This is a genomic window from Chelatococcus reniformis, from assembly GCF_014640075.1.
GTDB classification, from domain to species: Bacteria; Pseudomonadota; Alphaproteobacteria; order Rhizobiales; family Beijerinckiaceae; genus Camelimonas; species Camelimonas reniformis.
The window spans coordinates 62,138-81,720 of the sequence record NZ_BMGG01000006.1 but is presented as its reverse complement, the minus strand read 5'-3'; the positions used below and the strand labels follow the sequence as shown (position 1 = coordinate 81,720).

The window sequence follows — 19,583 nt, the reverse complement described above, 5'->3', positions numbered from 1 at the left end:
GGGCTGCACAAGGACCGGGAACGTTTAGATCATTTGTTTGGTCGCGCTTTCTTCGCGCGAACCGGCGTCCACTTCGCCCGAAAACGCTCTAGCTCGATTCTTCAAGGTGATGGATGGTCGGGCTTGACCCCGGCCATCCCATCCACTCAGCAAATCCATCACCGCTCGGCGCCCCATGCGCGGCGGGATATGCACTTCGGACTACGCCTTGCGCCGAAAATCCGGCGCGCTGGGCGTCGGGATGGGCGCGTTCATCGCCTGGGTCACCTCGAAGGCGGCCGCCGCCTTCTCGTTGGCCATGATCTTCGACAGCACTGCCGCGCCGGCGCGCTCGAACGCCTCGCGGTGGTCGATGACGTATTGCCGCGACGTGTGCAGGCCCTCGCAATAGCGGTTGATCTCGGGCACCACGTAGCGCGCCACCATGTCCCAGCTCTTCTGAGTGTTCTGGCGGTTGGCCCAGTCGTGGGCGAAGCCGATCACGGTGCCGAAGCCCCCGGAGAGGTCGATCAGCTTCTTGATGCCGGCGACGAGGTCGTCGGGGGTGCCGATGACGGCGCTCGTGCCCTCCGCCCAGGCGTATTGCTCCACCGCCTCCTCGGGGCTCTTGTAGGCCGTCATGCCGGGGCGCATCAAAGTGCCCACCGTGTATTCGTTGTGCCAGCGCATCAGGCCTTTGGCCGCCTCGTCGCGCGCCTGCTCGCGCGTTTCGGCGATGTGCCAGGTCATCAGCACGCGCCAGTTCTTGCGATCGATGGACTTGCCGGACGCCTTCGCAGCATCCTCGGCAAAGCCCCACTGTGTCGGCAGCGAGAGCAGTCCCTCGGTCGACATGGAGCCCAGCGAGATGATGCCGACCCCGTGCTTGCCGGAGAGCGTCATGCCCGAGGGGCTGACCTGGCTCGCCACCGCGCACTCCATCTCCTCCTGTTGCGGCAGCAGCTGGAGCTTGGCGTTGCGCAGGGTGAACCAGTCGCCCTCGTAGGTGACACGCTCGCCGCGGAAGAGGCGCAGGATGACGCCGAGCGCCTCGTCCTGACGGTCGCGCAGCACCATAGGGTCGATGCCGAAGGTGTGTGCGTCGGAAGCGAGCGCCCCCGGGCCCGAGCCGAAGATGGCCCGTCCGCCCGTCATCCAGTCCAGCTGCACCATGCGCTGGGCGACGTTGAAGGGGTGATGGTAGGGCAGGGAGACGACGCCGGTACCGAGCCGAATGCGGTGCGTCCGCTCGCCGGCCGCGGCCAGGAACATCTCGGGTGAAGCGATCATCTCCCAACCGGACGAGTGGTGCTCGCCGCACCAGAATTCGTCGAAGCCGAGCCGGTCGAGGTGGGCGGCGAGGTCGAGATCGCTGCGGAACACCAGCATCGGATGTTCGCCGATCGGGTGATGGGGGGCGAGGAAAGCTCCAAATCGCATGCGTGCCATGTGCGTTTCCCAATCGAATTCTTGCCGGTTTCGGTTCGGAGAGGCTTAGAACATGTTCTGCGGCGCGCGGCCAGCCAACGCGGCCCGCCAGGCCGCAAGATCATCCCGCCGCCTGATCGCGCCGGCGGTTGATCTGGGTCTCGGCCAGCATCTCGGTGCCAATGATGCCGGTCTGCGCCAGCCGCGCGAGCTCGGCGTCGGTGAGGCCGAGCAAGCCGCCCAGCACCTCCCGGTTGTGCTGGCCGAGAGTGGGCGGCGCCCTGCGCACGGGAAACGGCGCGTCGCCCTCGCGAAAGGCGGTAGAGGGCTGCGGATGGCGGCCGATGAACGGCCGATCGACCTCCTGGATGAAGCCGGTTGCCAGCAGCTGGGGGTCCCTCAGCAGCTCGATCGGCAGCCGCGCCGCGCCTGCGGCGACTCCGGCTGCTTGAAGCGCCTGCAACGCCTCGACGTCGCTGCGCGCGGCAGCCCAGGCGGCGATGGCCGCCTCGATCTCGGCCTCGCGGTCACGGCGGCCGGACGCGGTCGCCAGCGCTCCATCGCTGGCCCAGTCGTCGCGGCCGAGCACACGGCACAGCTTCGGCCACATAGCGTCGTCGCTGACGGCGACCACCAGCCAGCTGTCGGCGCCGGCGCAGCGGAAGCAGCCATGGGGAACGAGGTCGGGGTGGCGCGTGCCGTAGCGGGTGGGCGGTTTGCCGTCGACGGAATGGACCGTGAGCCACGGCGCGGCGAAGGGCATCATGCACTCGATCATCGAGAGATCGATGAACTGGCCTTGGCCGGTGCGCCGGGCGTGAATGAGCGCGGTCAGTGCCGCGCAGGCGCCATTGAGGCCGCCGACGGCGTCACCGAAGGCGACTTGGCTCATGATCGGCGGCTGGCCGGGCGCCCCGACCACGGTCGGCAGGCCCGATGCCTGCTCCAGGGTCGAGCCGTAGCCACGGCAGGTCCTGTGGACGCTGCCCGAGCCGAACGCCGACATCGACATCACCACGAGCCGCGGATTGATCGCGGCAAGCACCTCGTAGCCGAGGCCGAGCTTGGGCAGCACCTCGACGGAGTAGTTGTCGACGACGAGGTCGGCCGTGGCAATGAGCGCTTTGGCCAGCCGCACGCCGTCCGGCTGCGTGAGGTCGAGCGTGATGCCGCGCTTGTTGCGGTTCATGATGCAGAAGCGCGCCATCTTCTCGTATTCCCGCCCCGCCACGTAAGCGGGGCGCCGGTCGACGCCGCGCCACCAGTCAGCGTACTGGCACGATTCGATCTTGATGATGTCGGCGCCGAGGTCGGCGAGCGTGCGCGTGGCGACGGGGCCGGCCCAACCCATCGAGAAGTCGACCACGCGGATGCCCTCGAGGGGCAGGCGCGGAATGCTGACCGCATGGGCCGCTGGCCGTTCGCGCGGTGGCTGCACCGTCGTCGTCTCGACGTGTTCGCCGAGCGCCGGCACGCGTCCGCCCCGGCGGGGCGGGGTTGCGGTGAGGCGCTGCGTCGAGCCGACGGCGAACCCTGCCTCTTCGCCCGCGGCGATGGGCACGATGGCGCCGCGGGCGCGCGCTTCGGCGTTGGCGATGAGTTCGCCCACGGCGGGCACGACGACGATCGGGATGTTCCGCCGCAGTCCCTCGGCGAACCACTCGTGCGCCGTGCGCGTTTTCAGCTTGGGAATGAACGTGGCCTCGATTTCCTCCATCCGCGCGAAGCGATCGACTCCGATGACCAGCGTCGGGTCGTCGCGCAACTCGATGAGCCCCAGCATGTCGCAGAATGACCGCCATTGGGCCGGTGTCACCGTGGTGACGCCCACCCAGCCCTCGCTGGCTTCGTAGATGCCGACTGGGAAGGTCGGCCAGAAGCGGTTGAGCCCGATGCGGCGCATGACGTCGCCGTGGGTGAAGGCTTCGAACATCACGTATTCGCTGACGGCCAGGTTTGCCTCGAAGATGCTGACGGTATTGGTGCGCCCTCGGCCGTCGATGGAGCGGCTGACGACCGCCGCTGACGCGGCGATATAGGCCCAGAGGCCGGCCATGATGCCGGCCTGGAAATCCGGCGCGAATGTGGGCGGACCATCCACCGCACCGGTCAGCTTGATCGTGCCGGCAAGCGCCCGAACCACCGTGTCCGTGGCCTTGTACGATGCGTAGGGTCCGCTCTTGCCGAACCAGCTGGCCTCCACATGAATGAGGCCGGGGTTCCGGTCCTTGGCGGCAGCAATGTCGAGCGCGGGACACTGCGCGCCATCGATGTCACGGCCGTCGACGAGGATGTCGCAGTCGGCGATGAGTGCCGCGAGCCGGGCCGCGGCATCGGGGGCGCCCGCGTCGATCATCACGCTCGCCTTACCGACGTTCAGGAAGGCGAACCAGGCGCTGTGGCCGGCGGGCGTCAGCGGTGCTGCGCGGCGCAGCGTGTCGCCCCCCGGCGGTTCGACCTTGCTCACCCGCGCTCCGAAATCCGCAAACATGCGGGCACAATAGGCGGATGCCGGAGAGCTGCCGATCTCGACCACGTGCAGGTGTGACAATGGCATTCGTTTCGCTCCCGGCGCCATGAACTTCGGGCCGCCGCGGCGACCGTCATCATTTTGGGCGATGCTGGGCGAGACGACGGCCCGCCGCAAGCGCGCTGAGGGGGGCGTAGCTTGGCGTTATTTGCATGGCTGGGCGCGAATACTGCCATCGCGGTCCCTGCGCCCCGCGGCTACAGCGACGGCGGTCTCCGCCGATTCCACGTGTGTCGGCGCGGCGATTGTGCCACCAAGCGACCCGCGATCATGGGCTGACCCCGGGATGACGATGGCCACGGCTGTGACGATCTACGGCATCAAGAATTGCGACACGATGAAGAAGGCGCGCGCCTGGCTCGACGGCCATGGCATCGGCTACGCGTTCCACGACTACAAGGCGTCCGGCATCGACCGCGGTCGGCTCGAGAATTGGGCCCGCGAGCTCGGCTGGGAGGTGCTGCTCAACCGTGCCGGCACGACGTTCCGCAAACTGCCGGAGGGGGATCGAGAGGACTTGACGGAGGCCAAGGCAGTGGCACTGATGCTGGCCCAGCCCTCCATGATCAAGCGGCCCGTGCTCGACGTTGACGGCCGCCTGCTCGTCGGCTTCCGGCCGGCCGACTACGAAAGGGCGCTGCTCTGAGCGGGCAACGGGCTCGCGGGCCGCGACGGCGTCGCTGCGCGCAAGCCGTCGGCGCGGGGTGACGGGCCATGCCCACCCTCTTCACCAGCGACACGCATTTCGGGGATCCGCGCGTCCTGCGCCTCGACCGGCGGCCCTACGGCTCTCTGGCGGAGCACGATGACGATCTGATCGCCCGCTGGAACGCGGCCGTGGCGCCGGACGATGTCGTCTGGCACCTCGGCGACTTCGCCCTGGGGCGTCCGCCAACGCGTCCACAGGCCCTCCTCGACCGGCTGAACGGCACCAAGCACCTCATGGTCGGCAACAACGACGGGGCAGCCACCCTTCAAGCTCCCGGCTGGGCCAGCGTGCAGCATTACGCGGAGCTGGACATCGACGGGCGTCGGCTCGTGCTCTGCCACTATCCGTTCCGCACTTGGAACCACATGGGCCGCGGTGTTCTCGACCTGCATGGTCACTCCCACGGCAAGCTGGCGGCGATGCCGCGTCAGTATGACGTCGGCGTCGACGTGTTCGGCTTCCGTCCGGTCGATCTCGCTACCATTCTGGCGTCGCGAGGGCGGTGGCGAGGGGGTGAGGCAAAGCCGCGCCGCCTACGAATCGGCAAGACCCAGCCGGATGAGAGCCTCTGACCGCAGCTGCCGCTTGGCGATCTTTCCCGAGGCCGTGCGGGGCAGCGGTGCGAGAACGACGTGCACGTAGCGAGGCCGTTCGTGCCTGGGCAGGCGGCCTTCCAGGAACGGCTCGAAATGCGCCGGGTCGACGTCAGCTCTGACGAAGACGGTTGCGCCCACCTCCTCGCCCAGCCGATCGTCCGGCACGCCGTAGACGCTGACCTCGAGAACGTCCGGATGTTCGAGCAGGGCGGCTTCGACGCCGCCGCAGCCGATGTTCTCGCCGCCGCGGATCACCAGGTCCTTGATGCGATCCACAATGTAGACGAAGCCGTCGCCATCCAGCGTCGCCACGTCGCCGGTTCGCATCCAGCCGTCCTGGAAGACCTCGCGGTTGGCCTCCGGGCGCCGCCAGTAGCCCCGCATGAGGGAGGCGCCCCTCACCTGCAGCTCGCCGCTGACGCCCGGGCCCACCACCTGGCCGTCGGCCGCCACGATGCGCAAATCGAGGACGGCGGAGCTTTGGCCCGAGCTCTCGGGGTGGGCGAGGTAGTCGGGCCCGGCCAGGCCGGCGCCGATCGCATTGGTTTCCGTCATTCCCCAGCCCGTGGCTGGTGCAGCCTTTGCAAACACCGCGTCGATGGCGCGGACCTGCTCGGGCGCGCGAGGCGCGCCTCCGCCCCCGACGATCTCGAGCGAGCTCAGGTCGCGGTCCGTGCGCCGCGCATAGGTCACGAGGTCGCCGGTCACCGCGGCCGGCGCGATGAGGCTGGTGACGCGCTCCCGCTCGATCAGCGTGGCTGCCACGGCCGGATCCCACTTGTACATCGAGACGACGCGTCGCTGCGCGCGGACCGCCGACAGGAACACGGCGTGCAGGCCGGTGACATGAAACAGGGGGATGGCGAGCAGGGCGGCGGTTTGCGGCGCTTCGGCGGAGGGACGTTCTGCGATGCCCGTCAGGACCGCCACTGCGCCGTCGAGTTCCCAGGAGAGGAGGGCGCTCAGCACGGCCCGATGCGTCGACAGCACGCCCTTCGCATGCCCGGTCGATCCCGACGTGTAGAGCATGATCGCATCGTCATCGGGCGCGATGTCGCCCAGCGTCGCCGCCGTGGCATCGGGGGATGTGTCGGCAAACGGAGGGAACGGCATCGCCCAAGCCGGCAAGGCCGATCGGTTGCGCGCGACGAGCACGACGGGCGCTGAGCGCGGTCCCTCGGCGGGCAGCCGCTCCAGCCGCTCCCAGTCGACCACGAGAACCTTGGGCTCGCAGTCGTCGATGGCGTGAGCGATCTCGTCGCGTGTCCACAGTGCGTTCATGGCCACGGCGATCGCGCCGGCAGAGACGGCTGCCGCGAAGGCGATCATCCACTCCGGGTAATTGCGAAGCGCGATCGCGACACGATCACCCCGGCGCACCCCGTATCGGTCGCGGAGCAGTCCCGCGAACCGATGGGCGCGTTGCCAGAACTCGGCGAACGACATGCGCTCGTCTTCGTAGACGAGGAATGTCCTCTCGCTCTGGGCGGCCTCAAAAAGCTCGCGCAAGTTCAGTGGGCCGTTGCGAAAGGCGCGGATGCGCCGGCCCAGGACGTCGAGCTCGACCAGCTCGTAGGGCTGGCCCACCGCCGTGAGGCTCGCCAAGGCTTCGCTTCGATTCATCTCTGGAACCCTTGGATCGGGAGCACTGGCGAGCAGGATCGCCCCGGGCTGTGCGCTTCCTTCAATCCGCCACCCGGATCAGCATCTTTCCACTGTTGTATCCTCGAAATAGACCTATCAGGCCCTCTGGTGCGCGCGCGAAGCCATCGAGGATGGTCTCCTGATACTTGATCCGGCCCGACTTGATCCACGCCGTCATGTCCTCGATGAACCGCTCGTTCAAGTGGCCGAAGTCGCCGACCAGGAAGCCCTCGATCCGAATGCGCGGGTAGATCACGTTGAAGAGGTTTCGAACACCGTCGTGACCTCCGTTGTAGGTTGAAATCATGCCGCAGACGGGAATTCGGCCGCGCAGATTCATTCGTGTCAGCGCTGCGTCCAGATGATCGCCTCCGACATTTTCATAGTAAACGTCGATCCCTTTTGGAGTCGCTGCCTGCAAAGCCGCTGCGATAGGCGTTGCTTTGTAGTTGATGACGGCGTCTAGCCCCGCCGTGGTGCGAAGCCACTCCGCCTTGTCCTCCGATCCCGTCGATCCCACGACATAGCAGTCCTTGATCTTTGCAATCTGGGCCGCAACCGATCCCACGGCGCCAGCGGCGGTGGAGACGAATACCTGCTCGCCGTTCTTCAAAGCGCCAACTTCGAGCAGACCAGCGTAAGCGGTCAGGCCGGTCATCCCGAGCGCATGCATGTAGACGCTGAGGGGCAGGGACGGATCGGGGTTCAGCGCGGTGAGCCCCGCGCCGTTGGACACGAAGCGTTCCCTCATCCCTAGTGCATGACGCACAAGCTGCCCCTCTCGGAGGCTTGCATGACGAGACTTGATGACGCGTGCGATGCCGCCGCCGAGCATAGGGGCGTTGAGGGGTTGGTCGGCGTCGAGACGCGGGCGCATGTAGGGGTCGACGGAGACGAAGACCGCCTGGAGCTGAACCTCACCTTCGGCAGGCTCCGGGGATGGACCGGTCACGACGGCGAAGTCTTCCTCGACCGGGATGCCGCTGGGACGTCGCACCAGATGTATTTCGCGGCTCTCGCTCATGATGTCGCCTTTTGTTGAAAGCGGTTGATGTCGTTGGGCAGACAGCGACGCCGTCGGGCTGACGGGCGACGGTCGACAACGGGTCCGTCACGCTGAAATCGGCAAAGCAGAGATCAAGAAGCGGAGCGGGAGGCATCCGCCTCTGCCGCGCCCACTCGGCTCTTTGCGCTCAGACGACCGTGACGCCGCCGTCGATGACCATCGCCTGTCCGGTCATGAAACTCCCGGCGGGCGAAGCGAGGAACACGGCGGCGCCCGCGATCTCGTCCGGCGTGCCGATGCGCCTGAGCGGCGCCGTCGACGTGCTGCGCTCGAGGGTTGCCGGATCGTCCCACAGCGCCTTGGCGAAATCCGTCTTGATCAACCCCGGCGCGATGCAGTTGACGCGCACGTTGCTCGGCCCGAACTCGGCGGCAAGATTGCGGGCGAGCTGGAGGTCGGCGGCCTTGGAGATGGAGTAGGCGCCAAGCACCGTCGAGGCGCGCAGGCCGCCGATGGACGACACGATGGTGATCGAGCCGTCCTTCCGCTCCTGCATCTGCGGCGCCACCATGGCGATCAGCCAGTGGTTGGAGACGATGTTGTTGTCGAGGATCTTGCGGAACTGCTCGTCCTTGATGCCCGCCATCGGCCCGTAATAGGGATTGGACGCGGCATTGCAGACCAGGCTGTCGATCCGGCCCCATTTGGCCATGGTGGCATCGACTAGCCGTTGCAGATCCTCCTTCTCGGAGATGTTGGCCGGCGCGACGATGGCGCGCTCCTCACCGTGCCGGTCGTTGATGACTTTGGCGACCTCCTCGCAGGGCCCGGCCTTGCGCGAGGACACGACGACCTTGGCGCCGTGCTCGGCCATGCGCTCCGCAATGGCCCGTCCGATGCCGCGGGACGAGCCGGTGATGATCGCAACCTTGCCGGTCAGATCGAACAATGTGGGCATTGCGCTTACTCCCTCGCACTCGTTCTGCGGCCGGTTCGGATGGGCCGCTTCCTGGGTCGTTGTGTGGCGCCTCGCGTTCTGGCGAGCGAGGGCTGTTCAGAGCAGAACCGGTCCTTGCTCTGTCGAGCCTCGGCCACGTCGATGTGGACATGGCCGACCGGACAACGCCTGCACGAGCGCCGGTCCGGCCCGCTCCCCTCGACCTCGGGAAGCCGGCTGATCCCGTGACGTCGCAAGCCGCGGTGAAGTGCCTGGGACACCGGGGGGCGACCGCAGCCGTCTCTGCTTCGGCCGACCGCGTGGCCGGGCCGCGTCCGACCGGGTCGGCTCCGACGCGGGGCGCACTGTATCGTTCGTCACGCCGCCAGCAGGTCGCCGTCGCCCGAGCGGCGAGCCCGATAGCGCGCGAGATGGTAGCGGCTGTCACCGTAGGCGTATTCGAGCACCTGTACCTTGCGGAAATAGTGGCTGATCGCCGCCTCGTTGGTCATGCCGATGCCACCGTGCAGCTGGATGCCGTCCGCCGCCACGTGCCGCGCCGCCGTGGCGATCTTCCATTTGGCGGCGGAGACGAGCGCGCCGCGCCGCGCCGCATCGCCGGCTAGCGCGACCGAGAGCAACGGCAGTAGCGAGCGGGCATATTCGATCTGCACGGCCATGGCGGCGAGCCGGTGCTGCACCACCTGGAGGCTGCCAATGGTCTGGCCGAACTGCTGGCGCGTCTTGGCGTACTCCAGGGTGATGGCGAGGATCGCGTCCATGGCGCCGATCGCCTCCGCGGCGGCGCCGGCCGCGCCCCAGTCGAAGGCGGCCTCGAGCGCGGCAAGGCCGCCTTGGGGGGAGCCGAGCAACGCCTCCGCCCCGAGCTCGACGTCGTCGAACACCACGTCGGCCGCGCGCTGGCCGTCCACCGTCACGAACTCGGCCAGTGCCACCCCGGGTAGTCCGGCGGGCACCCACAGCAGCACCGGTCCATCCTCGCTCGCCGCCGAGACGGCGAGATGGGACGCCACCGGCGCGCCGAGCACGGCGAACTTGCGGCCGGAGAGCTGCCAGCCGGCGCCGGTGCGGCGCGCGCGCGTCACGGTCGGCGCCAGGTCGTAGCGCCGGTCGGCCTCCGCCCAGGCGAGCGCCAGCGCGGTATCGCCCGCCGCCGCGGCCGCGAGTAGCGAGCCGGCGCGGTCGGGCGCCGCCGCCAGCACGGCGCGGCTCGGCACGACGAGGCCCGCCAGGATCGGCTCGACCACCAGGCCGCGGGCGGTCGCCTCCAGCAGGACGAGCGTTTCGTCGGGCGAGGCGGCATAGCCGCCGGCGCTCTCCGGCAGGCAGGCGCCGAGCCAGCCGAGATCGCCGATGCGCTTCCAGAAGGACGCATCGAAGCTGCCGCGCGTCGTGACCGTGCGGCGGTAGTGCTCGAACGTGTAGTCCGACGCCACGAGCCGTTCGACGCTGGCGCGGAACTGGCTGAGCTCTTCGGAGGGGATGAGATCCATCGGGGTCACCTGGTTATGGCATGCGTATGACTGTCCCGACGGGCGGGCGCGCTGTTCCGCGCCTCCCGCCGCCGGGCCGTGGCCTCCCGGCGCTAGAGCCGCAGCCCGCGCTTGGCGATGATGCCGTGCTGGATCTCGTTGGTGCCGCCGTAGATCGAGACGGCGCGGCGGATCAGGAACTGGGACATCAGACCCGGCGCGGCGTCGATGCCGAAGCCGAAGTTGGTCTCGGCCTTCGGCCCGTAGAGCGGCGGGGCGTGCGGGCCCAGGGCATCGAGCCAGAGATTGGAGATGCGCTGGCGCAGCTCCGCGCCCTTGATCTTGACCATGGAGGCGCCGACCGCGGGATCGAGGCCGGGTGCGCCGCTGAGCAGCCGGTAGATCATCATTTCATGCGCGGCGAGATCGATCTCGGTCTTGGCGATCTCCTCGTCGAAGCCGGGGTCGGCAGCGAGCGGTTGGCCGTCCTGCGTCATCTCGGCGGCCAGCTCCTTCAGCCGCTTGAGGTCACGCTTGCTGTCGCCGAGATAGGCGCTGCTGGTGCGTTCGTTGTCGAGCAGGAACTTGGCGTAGGTCCAGCCCTTGTTCTCCTCGCCGATGCGGTTCTCGACGGGGACGCGGACGTCGTCGAAGAACACCTCGTTCAAGTAATGGGCCATGTCCTGGCTGATGATCGGCTTGATGGTGACGCCCGGGCTCTTGACGTCGATCAGCAGCATCGAGATGCCGCCCTGCTTGGGCCCGCTGGTATCGGTCCGCACCAGGCAGAACATCATGTCCGCGTAGTGAGCCTCGCTGGTCCAGATCTTCTGGCCGTTCACGACGTAGTGGTCGCCGTCGCGCACGGCCCGGGTCTTGAGCGAGGCGAGGTCGGAGCCCGAGTTCGGCTCCGAATAGCCCTGGCACCAGAATTCCGAGCCGTCGGCGATGCGCGGCAGATAGCGCTGCTTTTGCTGCTCGGTGCCGAAGGCGATGACGACCGGCCCGATCAGCTGCGGCCCGAAGGGCGTGCCGGGGGGGGGCGTCCATCTCGGCCAAGGTGCTGTCGAAGATCATGCGCCGCAGCGGCGACCACCCGGTGCCGCCGTGCTCCTTGGGCCAGTGCGGCACGGTCCAGCCGCGCCGGTGCAGGATTTTCGTCCACTCCTGCATGTCCGCCTTGGTGGGATGAAAGCCCTGGTGCGCCCGGGCCCGCATCTCGGCGGGCAGATTGGCTTCGACGAAGGCGCGCACCTCGTCGCGGAAGGCGATGTCGTCGGCGCTCCATCCGATGGTCATGCGTTTCCCCTGTGTACGGCCGGGCCGGCCGGATGGCCCACCCTCAAAGCCCCAGCATCGCCTTGGCGATGATGTTGCGCTGGATCTCGTTGCTGCCACCATAGATCGACATGCAGCGGCGCCAGAAGTAGTTGTTGGCGGCGGTGACCGCATAGTCGGGCCCGATCGGCTCCTCGTTCGACTGGCCGGCGATCAGGCCGGGCTGGTAGGGCAGGGCGTAATAGGCCGTCGCCTCCATGCCGAGCTCGCTGATGCGCTGGGCCACCTCGGTGCCGCGGATCTTCAACAGCGACGACACCGGCCCGGGCGAGGCGCCGGATGCCACCTGCGACAGCACGCGCAAGGCCGCCATCTCCAGCGACATGAGCTGCGCCTCGACGGCAATGAGCTTGGCCTGGAACAGGGGATCGTCGATCAGCGGCGTGTCGCCGTCCCGCTCGGCTGCGGCGATCGCCTTGACCTGGCTGAGCGCCTGCTTGGTGACGCCGATGGCGGCGTTGTCGACCCGCTCGTGCTCGAGCAGGAACTTGGCGTAGGTCCAGCCGCGCCCCTCCTCGCCGATGCGGTTGTTCTTCGGCACCCGCACGTTGTCGAAGAACACGGCGTTGAACGAGTGCGTGCCCTCCAGCATCAGGATCGGCTTCACGGTGATGCCGGGGCTCGTCATGTCGATCAGCAGGAACGAGATGCCCTGTTGCGGCCGCTCCTCCCGTGCGGTGCGCACGAGGCAGAACATCCAGTCGGCGTGATGCGCGTAGCTCGTCCAGATCTTCTGGCCGTTGACCACATAGTGATCGCCCGCATCGTCGGCGCGCGTCGCCAGCGAGGCGAGGTCCGAGCCCGACTGGGGCTCCGAGTAGCCCTGGCACCACCACACGGTCGACTGGCGGATGCCCGGCAGGAAGCGCTCCTTCTGCTCGGGCGTGCCGAAGGTGTAGATGACGGGGCCGGCCATGCGCGGGCCGAACGGCTGGATGATCGGGCAATCCATCTCGGCCGAGATGACCTCGAAGAGGTAGCGCTGCACCACCGACCAGCCCGGTCCGCCGTGCTCCTGCGGCCAGGTGAAGGCGTGCCACCCGTGCCGGCCGAGGATCTGCTGCCAGCGCATGTGGTCGTCCTTGCCCAGGTGCTCGCCCCGGCGCACGCGCCCCGCAATGTCGGGGGGGAGGTTGTCGCGTATGAAGGTGCGGACGTCCGCGGCGAAGGCCTGTTCGGCCGGGCTCAGCTTGAGTTCCATGACGATCTTCCGCTCCAGGCCGTGTCAGGCCGCCGTCCGGCCGGGGGCCGGCTGCTCCGGCGCTGACCGGCGGGTCGCCGCATCGAGCGCGGCGACCCGCCGGATGTGCCAGTCGGCGTTGCCGAACGACGTGGCGATGATGGTGAGCCGCTTGAAATAGTGGCCGACGTCGAGCTCGTCGGTCACGCCCATGGCTCCGTGCAATTGCACCGCCTCCTGGCCGACCTTGGTGGCGGTGCGGCCGATCTCGATCTTGGCCAGCGAGATGGCGCGGCTTCGCGCCGCCGCGTCGTCTTCGGTCATGGAGAGGCTCGCCGCGAGCGCCGCCGATCGCGCCTCCTCCAGCGCGATCACCATGTCGACCATGCGATGCTGCAGCGCCTGATTGCTGCCCAGCGGCTTGCCGAACTGCTTGCGCACCTTGAGGTAGGCGAGCGTGGCGTCGCATAGCGCCGCCATGGCGCCCACGGCTTCCGCGGCGACGGCGGCGGTGGCGCCGTCGACCGCGCGCTCCAGAGGATCCAGCGCCGCCCCATCCGGCCCCAGCAGCGCATCGGGGCCGAGCGCGACGCCTGCCAGTTCCAGGTCGGCCGCGCCCTGGCCGTCGTTGGTGTCGTAGCGGCGCACGGTGAGGCCGTCGGCATCGGCCGGCACGAGAAACAGGCTGAGCCCGGTTCGATCGCGCCGGTCGCCGGAGGTGCGCGCCACCACGATGAACGCATCGGCGATCTTGCCGCCGACGACGACGCACTTGCGGCCCTCCAGGCGCCAGCCGGCGCCGGTGGCGGCGGCGCGGGTCGTACAATCCGCCAGGTCGTAGCGGCTTTGCGGTTCCGCGAAGGCGACGGCGAGCTTGCACTCGCCGGCGATGAGCGGCGTCAGCCAGGCTTGCTTCTGCGCGCTGCTGGCGGCCGCCGCGATCAGCCCTCCGGCCATGATCGTCGGCAGGAACGGCTCCAGCACGAGACCGCGGCCGACCCCTTCCATGATGACGGCGAGGTCGACGGCCGAGCCGCCGAAGCCGCCGTCCTCCTCCGCAAACGGGATGCCGAGCCAGCCGAGCTCGGCGAACGTCGTCCAGTGCGGGGCGCTGAAGCCCCCGTTGGCCAGGATCTTCTGGCGGGCCTGGAAGGCGTAGTCGTCGCGGACGAAGCGCTCGACGCTGTCGCGCAGAAGCGATTGTTCGGTGCTGTACTCGAGATCCATCTTGTTCCTCTCGATGGCCGCGCGGGCCGTGCTCAGCCGTGCAGATTGAAGCGGACACCACCGATCTCGACGCGGCCGTCCACGAGCGCGCGCCCCCGATCCGCCGCGCGGCGGCGCAGCGCCTCCAGGTCGGACACCTCCACGTCGATGCCGCCGAGGCCCTCGCCGCGACCGTCCGTGGCCGGGACGAAGCGCAGCTCGGCGTTATCAACGGCAACTCGCCATTGGTCACCGGCACGCTGCGCCGGCCTTTGCAGGATTTCGCCCCAGCGGGCGGCGAGGCGGGCCGGATCGGCGCTCTGCAGCTCGGCGCCGGTGACCGCCTTCACCACCCCGGTGCGCACGAAGCCCTGCCAATGCGGGCCGGCCGGATGGTAGAGCCCGTCGATCGGGCCGTTGCCTTCGGTGCAGTTGATCTCCAGCAGCGCGCCGCCCGTGTCCCGCGGGTGCAGTTGCAGGCCGCGGTAGATGTCGATCGACAGGGGCGCCGCCACGCGCACGCCGATCCTGTCCACATGCGCCTGCCACGGCGTCACGTCGGCCGTGTCGAGGATGACCATGTAGCCGCCGTCGCCCTGCCGGCGCTCCAGATAGCGTCCGGCGGTGGTGTCGGCCTCCACCGGCGCGACGATCTCGATGAAACTCGTTCCGATCGGCAGCAGCGCGTTATGGAGTCCGAACATGGCGACGGCGGGATCGCGGTGGCACACCGCAATGGCGAAGATGGCCTCGAGGTCGGTGACGACCGGCTCGAGATCGTGCGCGACGAGGCAGAGCTGGCGCAGGCGAAGGAACATGCGTGATCTCCTAAACGACTTGGCGCTGGCGCAGCGCACCGATGTCGGCGGCTGCCAGACCCAGCCACTCGTGCAGCACCTCGTCCGAGTGCTCGCCGACATGGGGCAGGGCGCGCCGGATGGAGAGCGGCGTCTGCGACAGACGCATGGTGACGCCCTGGATCGGGATGCGCGCTCCGCTGGGATGGGGCACCTCCACGATCTGGCCGCGGTGGCGCAATTGCGGATTGGCGATCATCTCGTCGATGCTCGCCACCTTGGCGCAGGGCACGCCCGCCTTCTCAAGGGCGATGACGACCTCGTCGGCGGTGAGTGAACGGGTCCAAGCCGTCACCTCGGTTTCGATCGCCTCGACATGGGCGACCCGGCTGACGCGATCGGCGAAGCGCGGATCGCGCGGCAGGTCGGGGCGGCCCATCGCCCGGGCGAGGTTTTCGAACATCTTCTCGTCCGCCACCGTCAGCAGCACCCAGCGGTCATCGCCGGTGTGAAAGGTGTTGCCGGGGGCGGAAAAGCGGTCGCGGTTGCCGTTGCGCTCGAGAGGGAGGCCGCCGACGGCGCGATCGGGGATGGCGCTGAGCATCAGCGAGATCGCCGAGTCCAGCAGAGCGACGTCGACCAATTGGCCTTCGCCGGTGACGTGACGGGCGTTGAGCGCGGCGAGCACGCCCATGGCCGCATACATGCCGGTGGTATAGTCGATGATCGTGCTGCCGGTGAGCATCGGCGGGCGATCCGGCTGGCCAGTCATGTGCATGAGGCCGCTCATGGCCTGGGCGACGGCGTCGAAGCATTGGCGGTGGGCCAGCGGCCCGTCCTGGCCGAAGCCGGAGATGCGCGCCATGACCAGCCGCGGGTTGAGCGCCCGCAAGGTCTCCCAGCCGCAGCCGATCGCCTCCATCACCCCGGGGCGGAAGTTTTCCACCACGACGTCGGCCTTCGCCACCATGGCGTGGAACAGGGCCCGCCCTTCGTCGCTGCCGTAGTCGAGGGTCAGGCCCTTCTTGTTCCGGTGCACGGCAAAGCAATAGAAGCTTTCTCCGTCAACGCCCGGCTCCAGGCCGCGCGCCGTCTCTCCTTTGCCCGGCCGCTCGATCTTGACGACATCGGCGCCCATGTCGCCGAGCATCATGGCGCAGTACGGTCCCGCGACGAAGCGGGACAAATCGAGCACGCGCATGCCCTCCAGCGGACCGCGCGCCGGCGGTGCGTTCCCGGTCGTGTTCATCGAGGCTCCCTAGACCGCAAGATATCTCTGCTTCAGGTCGGCGTTGCGGTCGAATTCGTCCCAGCCGCCGCTGAAGACGATCCGCCCTGTGTCGATGAGGTAGAGGCGGCTGGTGCAGGCGCGCGCGAACCAGATGTTCTGCTCGCAGAGCACAAGGCCCACCTTCTCTTCGTCGCAGATGGCCGCGATCTCACGCGCCATCTGTTCGACGATGACGGGCGCCAGGCCTTCGGTCGGCTCGTCCAGCAGCAAGAGCCGCGGACCCGCGGCGAAGGCCCGGCCCACGGCGAGCAGCTGTTGCTGGCCGCCGCTGAGCTGACCGCCGTAGCGCTCCTCCAGCGGCTTCAGCATGCTGAAGCGCTCGAGGATTTGGCGAGGCTCCATGGCCTTGCGGCCGGCGGCGCCGTAGCGGGCGATGGCGATGTTCTCCAGCACCGTGAGATGCGAGTAGATGCGCCGATCCTCCGGCACTAGCGCGAGGCCCAGCTGCGCCCGCCGGTACGACGGCATCTCGGCGAGAAGCCGGCCATCGAAGCGGATCGCTCCCGCCACGCGCGGACCGGCGTTCATGAGGCTCTTGAGCAGGGTGGACTTGCCGGCACCGTTGCGGCCGAGGACCGCGACACGTTCACCCTCGGCCGCATCGAGGGCGATGGCGTGCAGGATCTGTCCGTCCCCATAGAAGGCATCGAGATGGGCGACCTCAAGCACCGTACATCTCCTTGCCGAGATAGACCTCGCGGACGGCTTGATCGGCGCGGATGTCGGCCACGGAGCCGGTTGCGACGACCTCGCCGTAATTCAGCACCATGATGCGGCTGGCCAGGCTGAAGACGATGTCCATGTCGTGCTCGGTCATCACCACGGTGATGCCGCGCTCGTCGCGAATGCGCTGGATGAGCTTGGCGATGCCGATACGGTCGCTGGGCGACATGCCGGCGGTGGGCTCGTCCAGCATCAGGATCGACGGCCGTAGGGCGAGCGCGATCAGGAATTCCAACCGCTTCTTGTCGCCGTGGGAGAGCAGGCTGGCCTGGCTGTGGCGCACATGGTCGAGCCCGATGTCGCGGATCAACTCGTCCGCCTCGCCGACGACCTCGGCTGCCGGTGCCATCGAGAGCGCGGGGCCCACCCGCTCGCCGCCGTTGCGGCGGCGCGCCTCGATCGCCACGACGATGTTGTCGCGCACCGTGAAATCGCGGAACACGCGCGCCACCTGGAAGGTCCGGCCCATGCCCCGGCGCACCCGCCGGTGCGAAGGCTCACGGGTCACGTCGGCGCCGTCGAACCTGACGCGGCCGCCGTCGCAGAGGCTCTCGCCGGTCATGACCTTGAACAGCGTCGTCTTGCCGGCGCCGTTCGGGCCGATGATGGCGAAAATCTCGCCGCGATGAACATCGAGCGAGACGTCCTTGAGCACGGCGAGCGGCCCGTAGCTCTTCGAGACCGCGGCGACGTCGAGAATGGTGCTCATGAGAATGGTGCTCATGGGCGTGCCCCCGCGCCTGGGGCCGCGGCCGCCGCGGCTGGAGCGGCGGCGCCGCCGCGGCGCCGGATCCAGGCAGCCTCGGCGGAGCGCAGCACGCCCACGATGCCGCCCGGCGCGACCAGCACGATGAACAGCAGGATCGTCCCCACGATCAGCTCCGACAAGCCGATCAGCGTGCGCGTGCCGTAGTTGATGACGGTGAACACGGCCGATCCCAGGAGCGGGCCCCAGAACGAGTTGACGCCCCCGAGCATGGCGTTGAGCACCGGCTGGGTGGAGGCGAGCCAGTGCACTTCGTCGAGGGTGACGATCCTGGCCCACGGCGCGTAGAGCGCGCCCGCGACGGCAGCCACCCCGCCCGACAGCATGAAAGCGCCGATGCGCACGCCGGTGACGTTGACCCCGAGAAAGGCGGCCCGCTCGGGATCTTGCCGCACGCTCAGGAGCTTGCGTCCGTAGCGGCCGTGCATGGCCCACCACAGCACGGCGACGATCGCCGCGGTGGTGACCAGGAGGAACCAGAAGTAGGCGGCGGAGGACGTGAGGTCGATGGCGAAGGGCAGGTGCAGCACCGGCCTGGGGATGTTGACGAGCCCGTCCTCGCGTCCGAGCAACGGGCTGTAGCTGATGAGCACCCGCATGGCTTCGCTCAGCGCGACGGTGAGCACGGCGAGGAAGATGCCGCTCATGCGGCGCAGCGCCAACGCGCCGACCACGAAGGCCACGGCTGCCCCGAGGGCACCTGCGCCAAGCAGCGTGGCAAGGAAGGGGACGGCCGGCCAGTAGCGCAGCACGGCGCCGGCGAGATAGGCGCCGAGGGCGAAGAAGGCCGCGTGGCCGAACGAAGCCAGCCCGGCGTAGCCGAACAGAATGTTCCAGGACAGCGCGAACAGGCCCTGCACCAGGGTAGAGCCGGCGAGGAAAAGCAGGCCCTCGTTGGCCCACAGCGGCATGCTCGCGGCGAAGGCGGCGACGGCCAGCCCCAGCACCTGCCAGACGCCGCGGCCGATGCGCGACCGCGCCAGGCTGCCGCCGCCCTCGTCCGAAGCCGGCTCCGCTTGCGTGGCGCGGCTCGGAAAAAGGCCCGTCGGCCGCACGAACAGGAAGACGGCGAGTGCCACGTAGATGGCGATGCCCGGCATGTCGGGCAGCAGCACGGTGTTGAGGCTGCTCACCAGGCCGAGCAGGATGGAGCCGACGAAGGCGCCGCGGATGTTGCCGAGCCCGCCGATGATGACGGCGAAGAAAGCGAACAGCAGGTAGGAATCGCCGAGCTGGGGGGACAGGCTCTGGTTCGGGAGCAGCAGCCCGCCCGCCAGTCCGGCCAGGAAGAAGCTCACCATCACGCTGAGCGCCAGCCCGAGCGGGACGTTGAGGCCGAGCAGGCCTGCCATCCAGGAGTCGGCGGCGAGCGCCTGCATCAGCTTGCCGAACCACAGCCGGTGCAAGGCCACTTCCATGACGAGGTACACGACGAGGCCGGCGGCGATGATGAACAGTGTGTAGCGGGACACGAACAGCGAGCCGAGCTCGACCGGCTCGTCCAGCACCGTCGGCGGGTTCACGCTGACGAACTCGACGCCCCAGATCAGCTTCACCAGCCCGTTGCAGACCATCATCAGCGCGAAGGTCGCGATCAGCACGTAGTGGTAGTCGACATGGCGCAGACGCGTCAGCACGAGGCGATCGGTGATGAGGCCGAGCAGCGCGACGATGAGCCCGGCGCCCAGGGCCGCCAGCAGGAAGAAGCCGAAGGAGGACGATCCCGTTCCGAGGATCGAGAAGGCCACGTAGGCCCCGATCATGAAGAAGGCGCCCTGCGCCATGTTCAGCAGCTTGAGAATGCCGAAGATGAGTGTGAGCCCCGCTGCCACCAGAAAGATGGACATGCCGAAGGCCAGGGCATTGAAACCCGCAAAGAGGATCTGGTTCATCGCGTCATCCCCGTCCTGGGGCCGGCCGGCCGTCGGCGGCGGCCTTGCCGCGTGCCGGCTCAGGCGAC

General features: G+C 68.5%; 16 protein-coding genes and 1 pseudogene. 2 read left to right on the top strand and 15 right to left on the bottom strand.

All coding sequences use genetic code 11. The annotated features are described in order from the left end of the window. Positions 1–201: 201 nt before the first annotated feature. Both IEW34_RS16760 and IEW34_RS16755 read right to left on the bottom strand, forming a co-directional pair. Positions 202–1,428 carry an LLM class flavin-dependent oxidoreductase gene (locus IEW34_RS16760; protein ID WP_188610368.1) on the bottom strand — a complete coding sequence of 409 codons (1,227 nt, stop codon included), beginning with the start codon at positions 1,426–1,428 and terminating at the stop codon, positions 202–204. Positions 1,429–1,528: 100 nt separating this feature from the next. Continuing rightward, positions 1,529–3,964: a CaiB/BaiF CoA-transferase family protein gene (locus tag IEW34_RS16755; protein ID WP_188610367.1), complete on the bottom strand. Its 2,436-nt coding sequence runs from the start codon at positions 3,962–3,964 to the stop codon at positions 1,529–1,531. 265 nt (positions 3,965–4,229) lie between these two features. On the opposite strand from IEW34_RS16755, the gene IEW34_RS16750 reads away from it, so the two are divergent. Continuing rightward, entirely contained in the window at positions 4,230–4,583 is a 354-nt protein-coding gene (locus tag IEW34_RS16750; RefSeq protein ID WP_188610366.1) for an ArsC family reductase, read from the top strand. A 68-nt stretch (positions 4,584–4,651) separates the two neighbouring features. Beyond that, positions 4,652–5,218 carry a metallophosphoesterase gene (locus IEW34_RS16745; protein WP_188610365.1) on the top strand — a complete coding sequence of 189 codons (567 nt, stop codon included), beginning with the start codon at positions 4,652–4,654 and terminating at the stop codon, positions 5,216–5,218. On the opposite strand, the gene IEW34_RS16740 is transcribed toward IEW34_RS16745, so the two are convergent. The 13 genes and pseudogenes from IEW34_RS16740 to IEW34_RS30295 form a co-directional block, all read right to left on the bottom strand. Beyond that, a complete protein-coding gene (locus IEW34_RS16740; protein WP_188610364.1) occupies positions 5,180–6,865 on the bottom strand; it encodes a class I adenylate-forming enzyme family protein in 1,686 nt (561 codons plus the stop codon). The two genes, IEW34_RS16745 and IEW34_RS16740, sit on opposite strands and share 39 nt — an antisense overlap. 61 nt (positions 6,866–6,926) lie before the next feature. After that, the gene (locus IEW34_RS16735) at positions 6,927–7,910 is read right to left on the bottom strand and encodes an NADP-dependent oxidoreductase (RefSeq protein ID WP_188610363.1); all 984 of its coding nucleotides are present in this window, start codon (positions 7,908–7,910) and stop codon (positions 6,927–6,929) included. A 169-nt stretch (positions 7,911–8,079) separates the two neighbouring features. Next, entirely contained in the window at positions 8,080–8,850 is a 771-nt protein-coding gene (locus IEW34_RS16730) for an SDR family NAD(P)-dependent oxidoreductase (protein WP_188610362.1), read from the bottom strand. Between the two features lie 356 nt (positions 8,851–9,206). Then, the gene (locus IEW34_RS16725; protein ID WP_188610361.1) at positions 9,207–10,343 is read right to left on the bottom strand and encodes an acyl-CoA dehydrogenase family protein; all 1,137 of its coding nucleotides are present in this window, start codon (positions 10,341–10,343) and stop codon (positions 9,207–9,209) included. A gap of 92 nt (positions 10,344–10,435) precedes the next feature. Continuing rightward, positions 10,436–11,188: an acyl-CoA dehydrogenase family protein gene (locus IEW34_RS31055; protein WP_308424381.1), complete on the bottom strand. Its 753-nt coding sequence runs from the start codon at positions 11,186–11,188 to the stop codon at positions 10,436–10,438. Between the two features lie 220 nt (positions 11,189–11,408). Beyond that, positions 11,409–11,540 (bottom strand): annotated as a pseudogene (locus IEW34_RS31050) (pimeloyl-CoA dehydrogenase large subunit); the annotation flags it as partial. Positions 11,541–11,664: 124 nt separating this feature from the next. Next, positions 11,665–12,861 (bottom strand): acyl-CoA dehydrogenase family protein, encoded by a 1,197-nt coding sequence (locus IEW34_RS16715; RefSeq protein WP_188610360.1) that lies wholly within the window; start codon positions 12,859–12,861, stop codon positions 11,665–11,667. Between the two features lie 24 nt (positions 12,862–12,885). Next, positions 12,886–14,067 carry an acyl-CoA dehydrogenase family protein gene (locus tag IEW34_RS16710; protein WP_188610359.1) on the bottom strand — a complete coding sequence of 394 codons (1,182 nt, stop codon included), beginning with the start codon at positions 14,065–14,067 and terminating at the stop codon, positions 12,886–12,888. A gap of 32 nt (positions 14,068–14,099) precedes the next feature. Continuing rightward, the gene (locus IEW34_RS16705; protein ID WP_188610358.1) at positions 14,100–14,864 is read right to left on the bottom strand and encodes a VOC family protein; all 765 of its coding nucleotides are present in this window, start codon (positions 14,862–14,864) and stop codon (positions 14,100–14,102) included. 10 nt (positions 14,865–14,874) lie between these two features. Then, complete coding sequence (locus IEW34_RS16700) at positions 14,875–16,092, bottom strand: CaiB/BaiF CoA transferase family protein (RefSeq protein WP_188610357.1); 1,218 nt, start codon at positions 16,090–16,092, stop codon at positions 14,875–14,877. Between the two features lie 9 nt (positions 16,093–16,101). After that, positions 16,102–16,803 (bottom strand): ABC transporter ATP-binding protein, encoded by a 702-nt coding sequence (locus IEW34_RS16695; protein WP_188610356.1) that lies wholly within the window; start codon positions 16,801–16,803, stop codon positions 16,102–16,104. Next, entirely contained in the window at positions 16,796–17,581 is a 786-nt protein-coding gene (locus IEW34_RS16690) for an ABC transporter ATP-binding protein (RefSeq protein WP_244642038.1), read from the bottom strand. Before IEW34_RS16690 ends, IEW34_RS16695 begins: the two co-directional genes overlap by 8 nt. Continuing rightward, positions 17,578–19,515: an ABC transporter permease gene (locus IEW34_RS30295; protein WP_210324520.1), complete on the bottom strand. Its 1,938-nt coding sequence runs from the start codon at positions 19,513–19,515 to the stop codon at positions 17,578–17,580. Before IEW34_RS30295 ends, IEW34_RS16690 begins: the two co-directional genes overlap by 4 nt. Positions 19,516–19,583: the final 68 nt, after the last annotated feature.

What these genes read in the sequence shown, in the direction of transcription:
- IEW34_RS16760 (WP_188610368.1), bottom strand. Translation starts at nt 1,428, where the DNA reads ATGGCACGCATGCGATTTGGAGCTTTCCTCGCCCCCCATCACCCGATC.
- IEW34_RS16755 (WP_188610367.1), bottom strand. Translation starts at nt 3,964, where the DNA reads ATGCCATTGTCACACCTGCACGTGGTCGAGATCGGCAGCTCTCCGGCA.
- IEW34_RS16750 (WP_188610366.1), top strand. Translation starts at nt 4,230, where the DNA reads ATGGCCACGGCTGTGACGATCTACGGCATCAAGAATTGCGACACGATG.
- IEW34_RS16745 (WP_188610365.1), top strand. Translation starts at nt 4,652, where the DNA reads ATGCCCACCCTCTTCACCAGCGACACGCATTTCGGGGATCCGCGCGTC.
- IEW34_RS16740 (WP_188610364.1), bottom strand. Translation starts at nt 6,865, where the DNA reads ATGAATCGAAGCGAAGCCTTGGCGAGCCTCACGGCGGTGGGCCAGCCC.
- IEW34_RS16735 (WP_188610363.1), bottom strand. Translation starts at nt 7,910, where the DNA reads ATGAGCGAGAGCCGCGAAATACATCTGGTGCGACGTCCCAGCGGCATC.
- IEW34_RS16730 (WP_188610362.1), bottom strand. Translation starts at nt 8,850, where the DNA reads ATGCCCACATTGTTCGATCTGACCGGCAAGGTTGCGATCATCACCGGC.
- IEW34_RS16725 (WP_188610361.1), bottom strand. Translation starts at nt 10,343, where the DNA reads ATGGATCTCATCCCCTCCGAAGAGCTCAGCCAGTTCCGCGCCAGCGTC.
- IEW34_RS16715 (WP_188610360.1), bottom strand. Translation starts at nt 12,861, where the DNA reads ATGGAACTCAAGCTGAGCCCGGCCGAACAGGCCTTCGCCGCGGACGTC.
- IEW34_RS16710 (WP_188610359.1), bottom strand. Translation starts at nt 14,067, where the DNA reads ATGGATCTCGAGTACAGCACCGAACAATCGCTTCTGCGCGACAGCGTC.
- IEW34_RS16705 (WP_188610358.1), bottom strand. Translation starts at nt 14,864, where the DNA reads ATGTTCCTTCGCCTGCGCCAGCTCTGCCTCGTCGCGCACGATCTCGAG.
- IEW34_RS16700 (WP_188610357.1), bottom strand. Translation starts at nt 16,092, where the DNA reads ATGAACACGACCGGGAACGCACCGCCGGCGCGCGGTCCGCTGGAGGGC.
- IEW34_RS16690 (WP_244642038.1), bottom strand. Translation starts at nt 17,581, where the DNA reads ATGAGCACCATTCTCATGAGCACCATTCTCGACGTCGCCGCGGTCTCG.
- IEW34_RS30295 (WP_210324520.1), bottom strand. Translation starts at nt 19,515, where the DNA reads ATGAACCAGATCCTCTTTGCGGGTTTCAATGCCCTGGCCTTCGGCATG.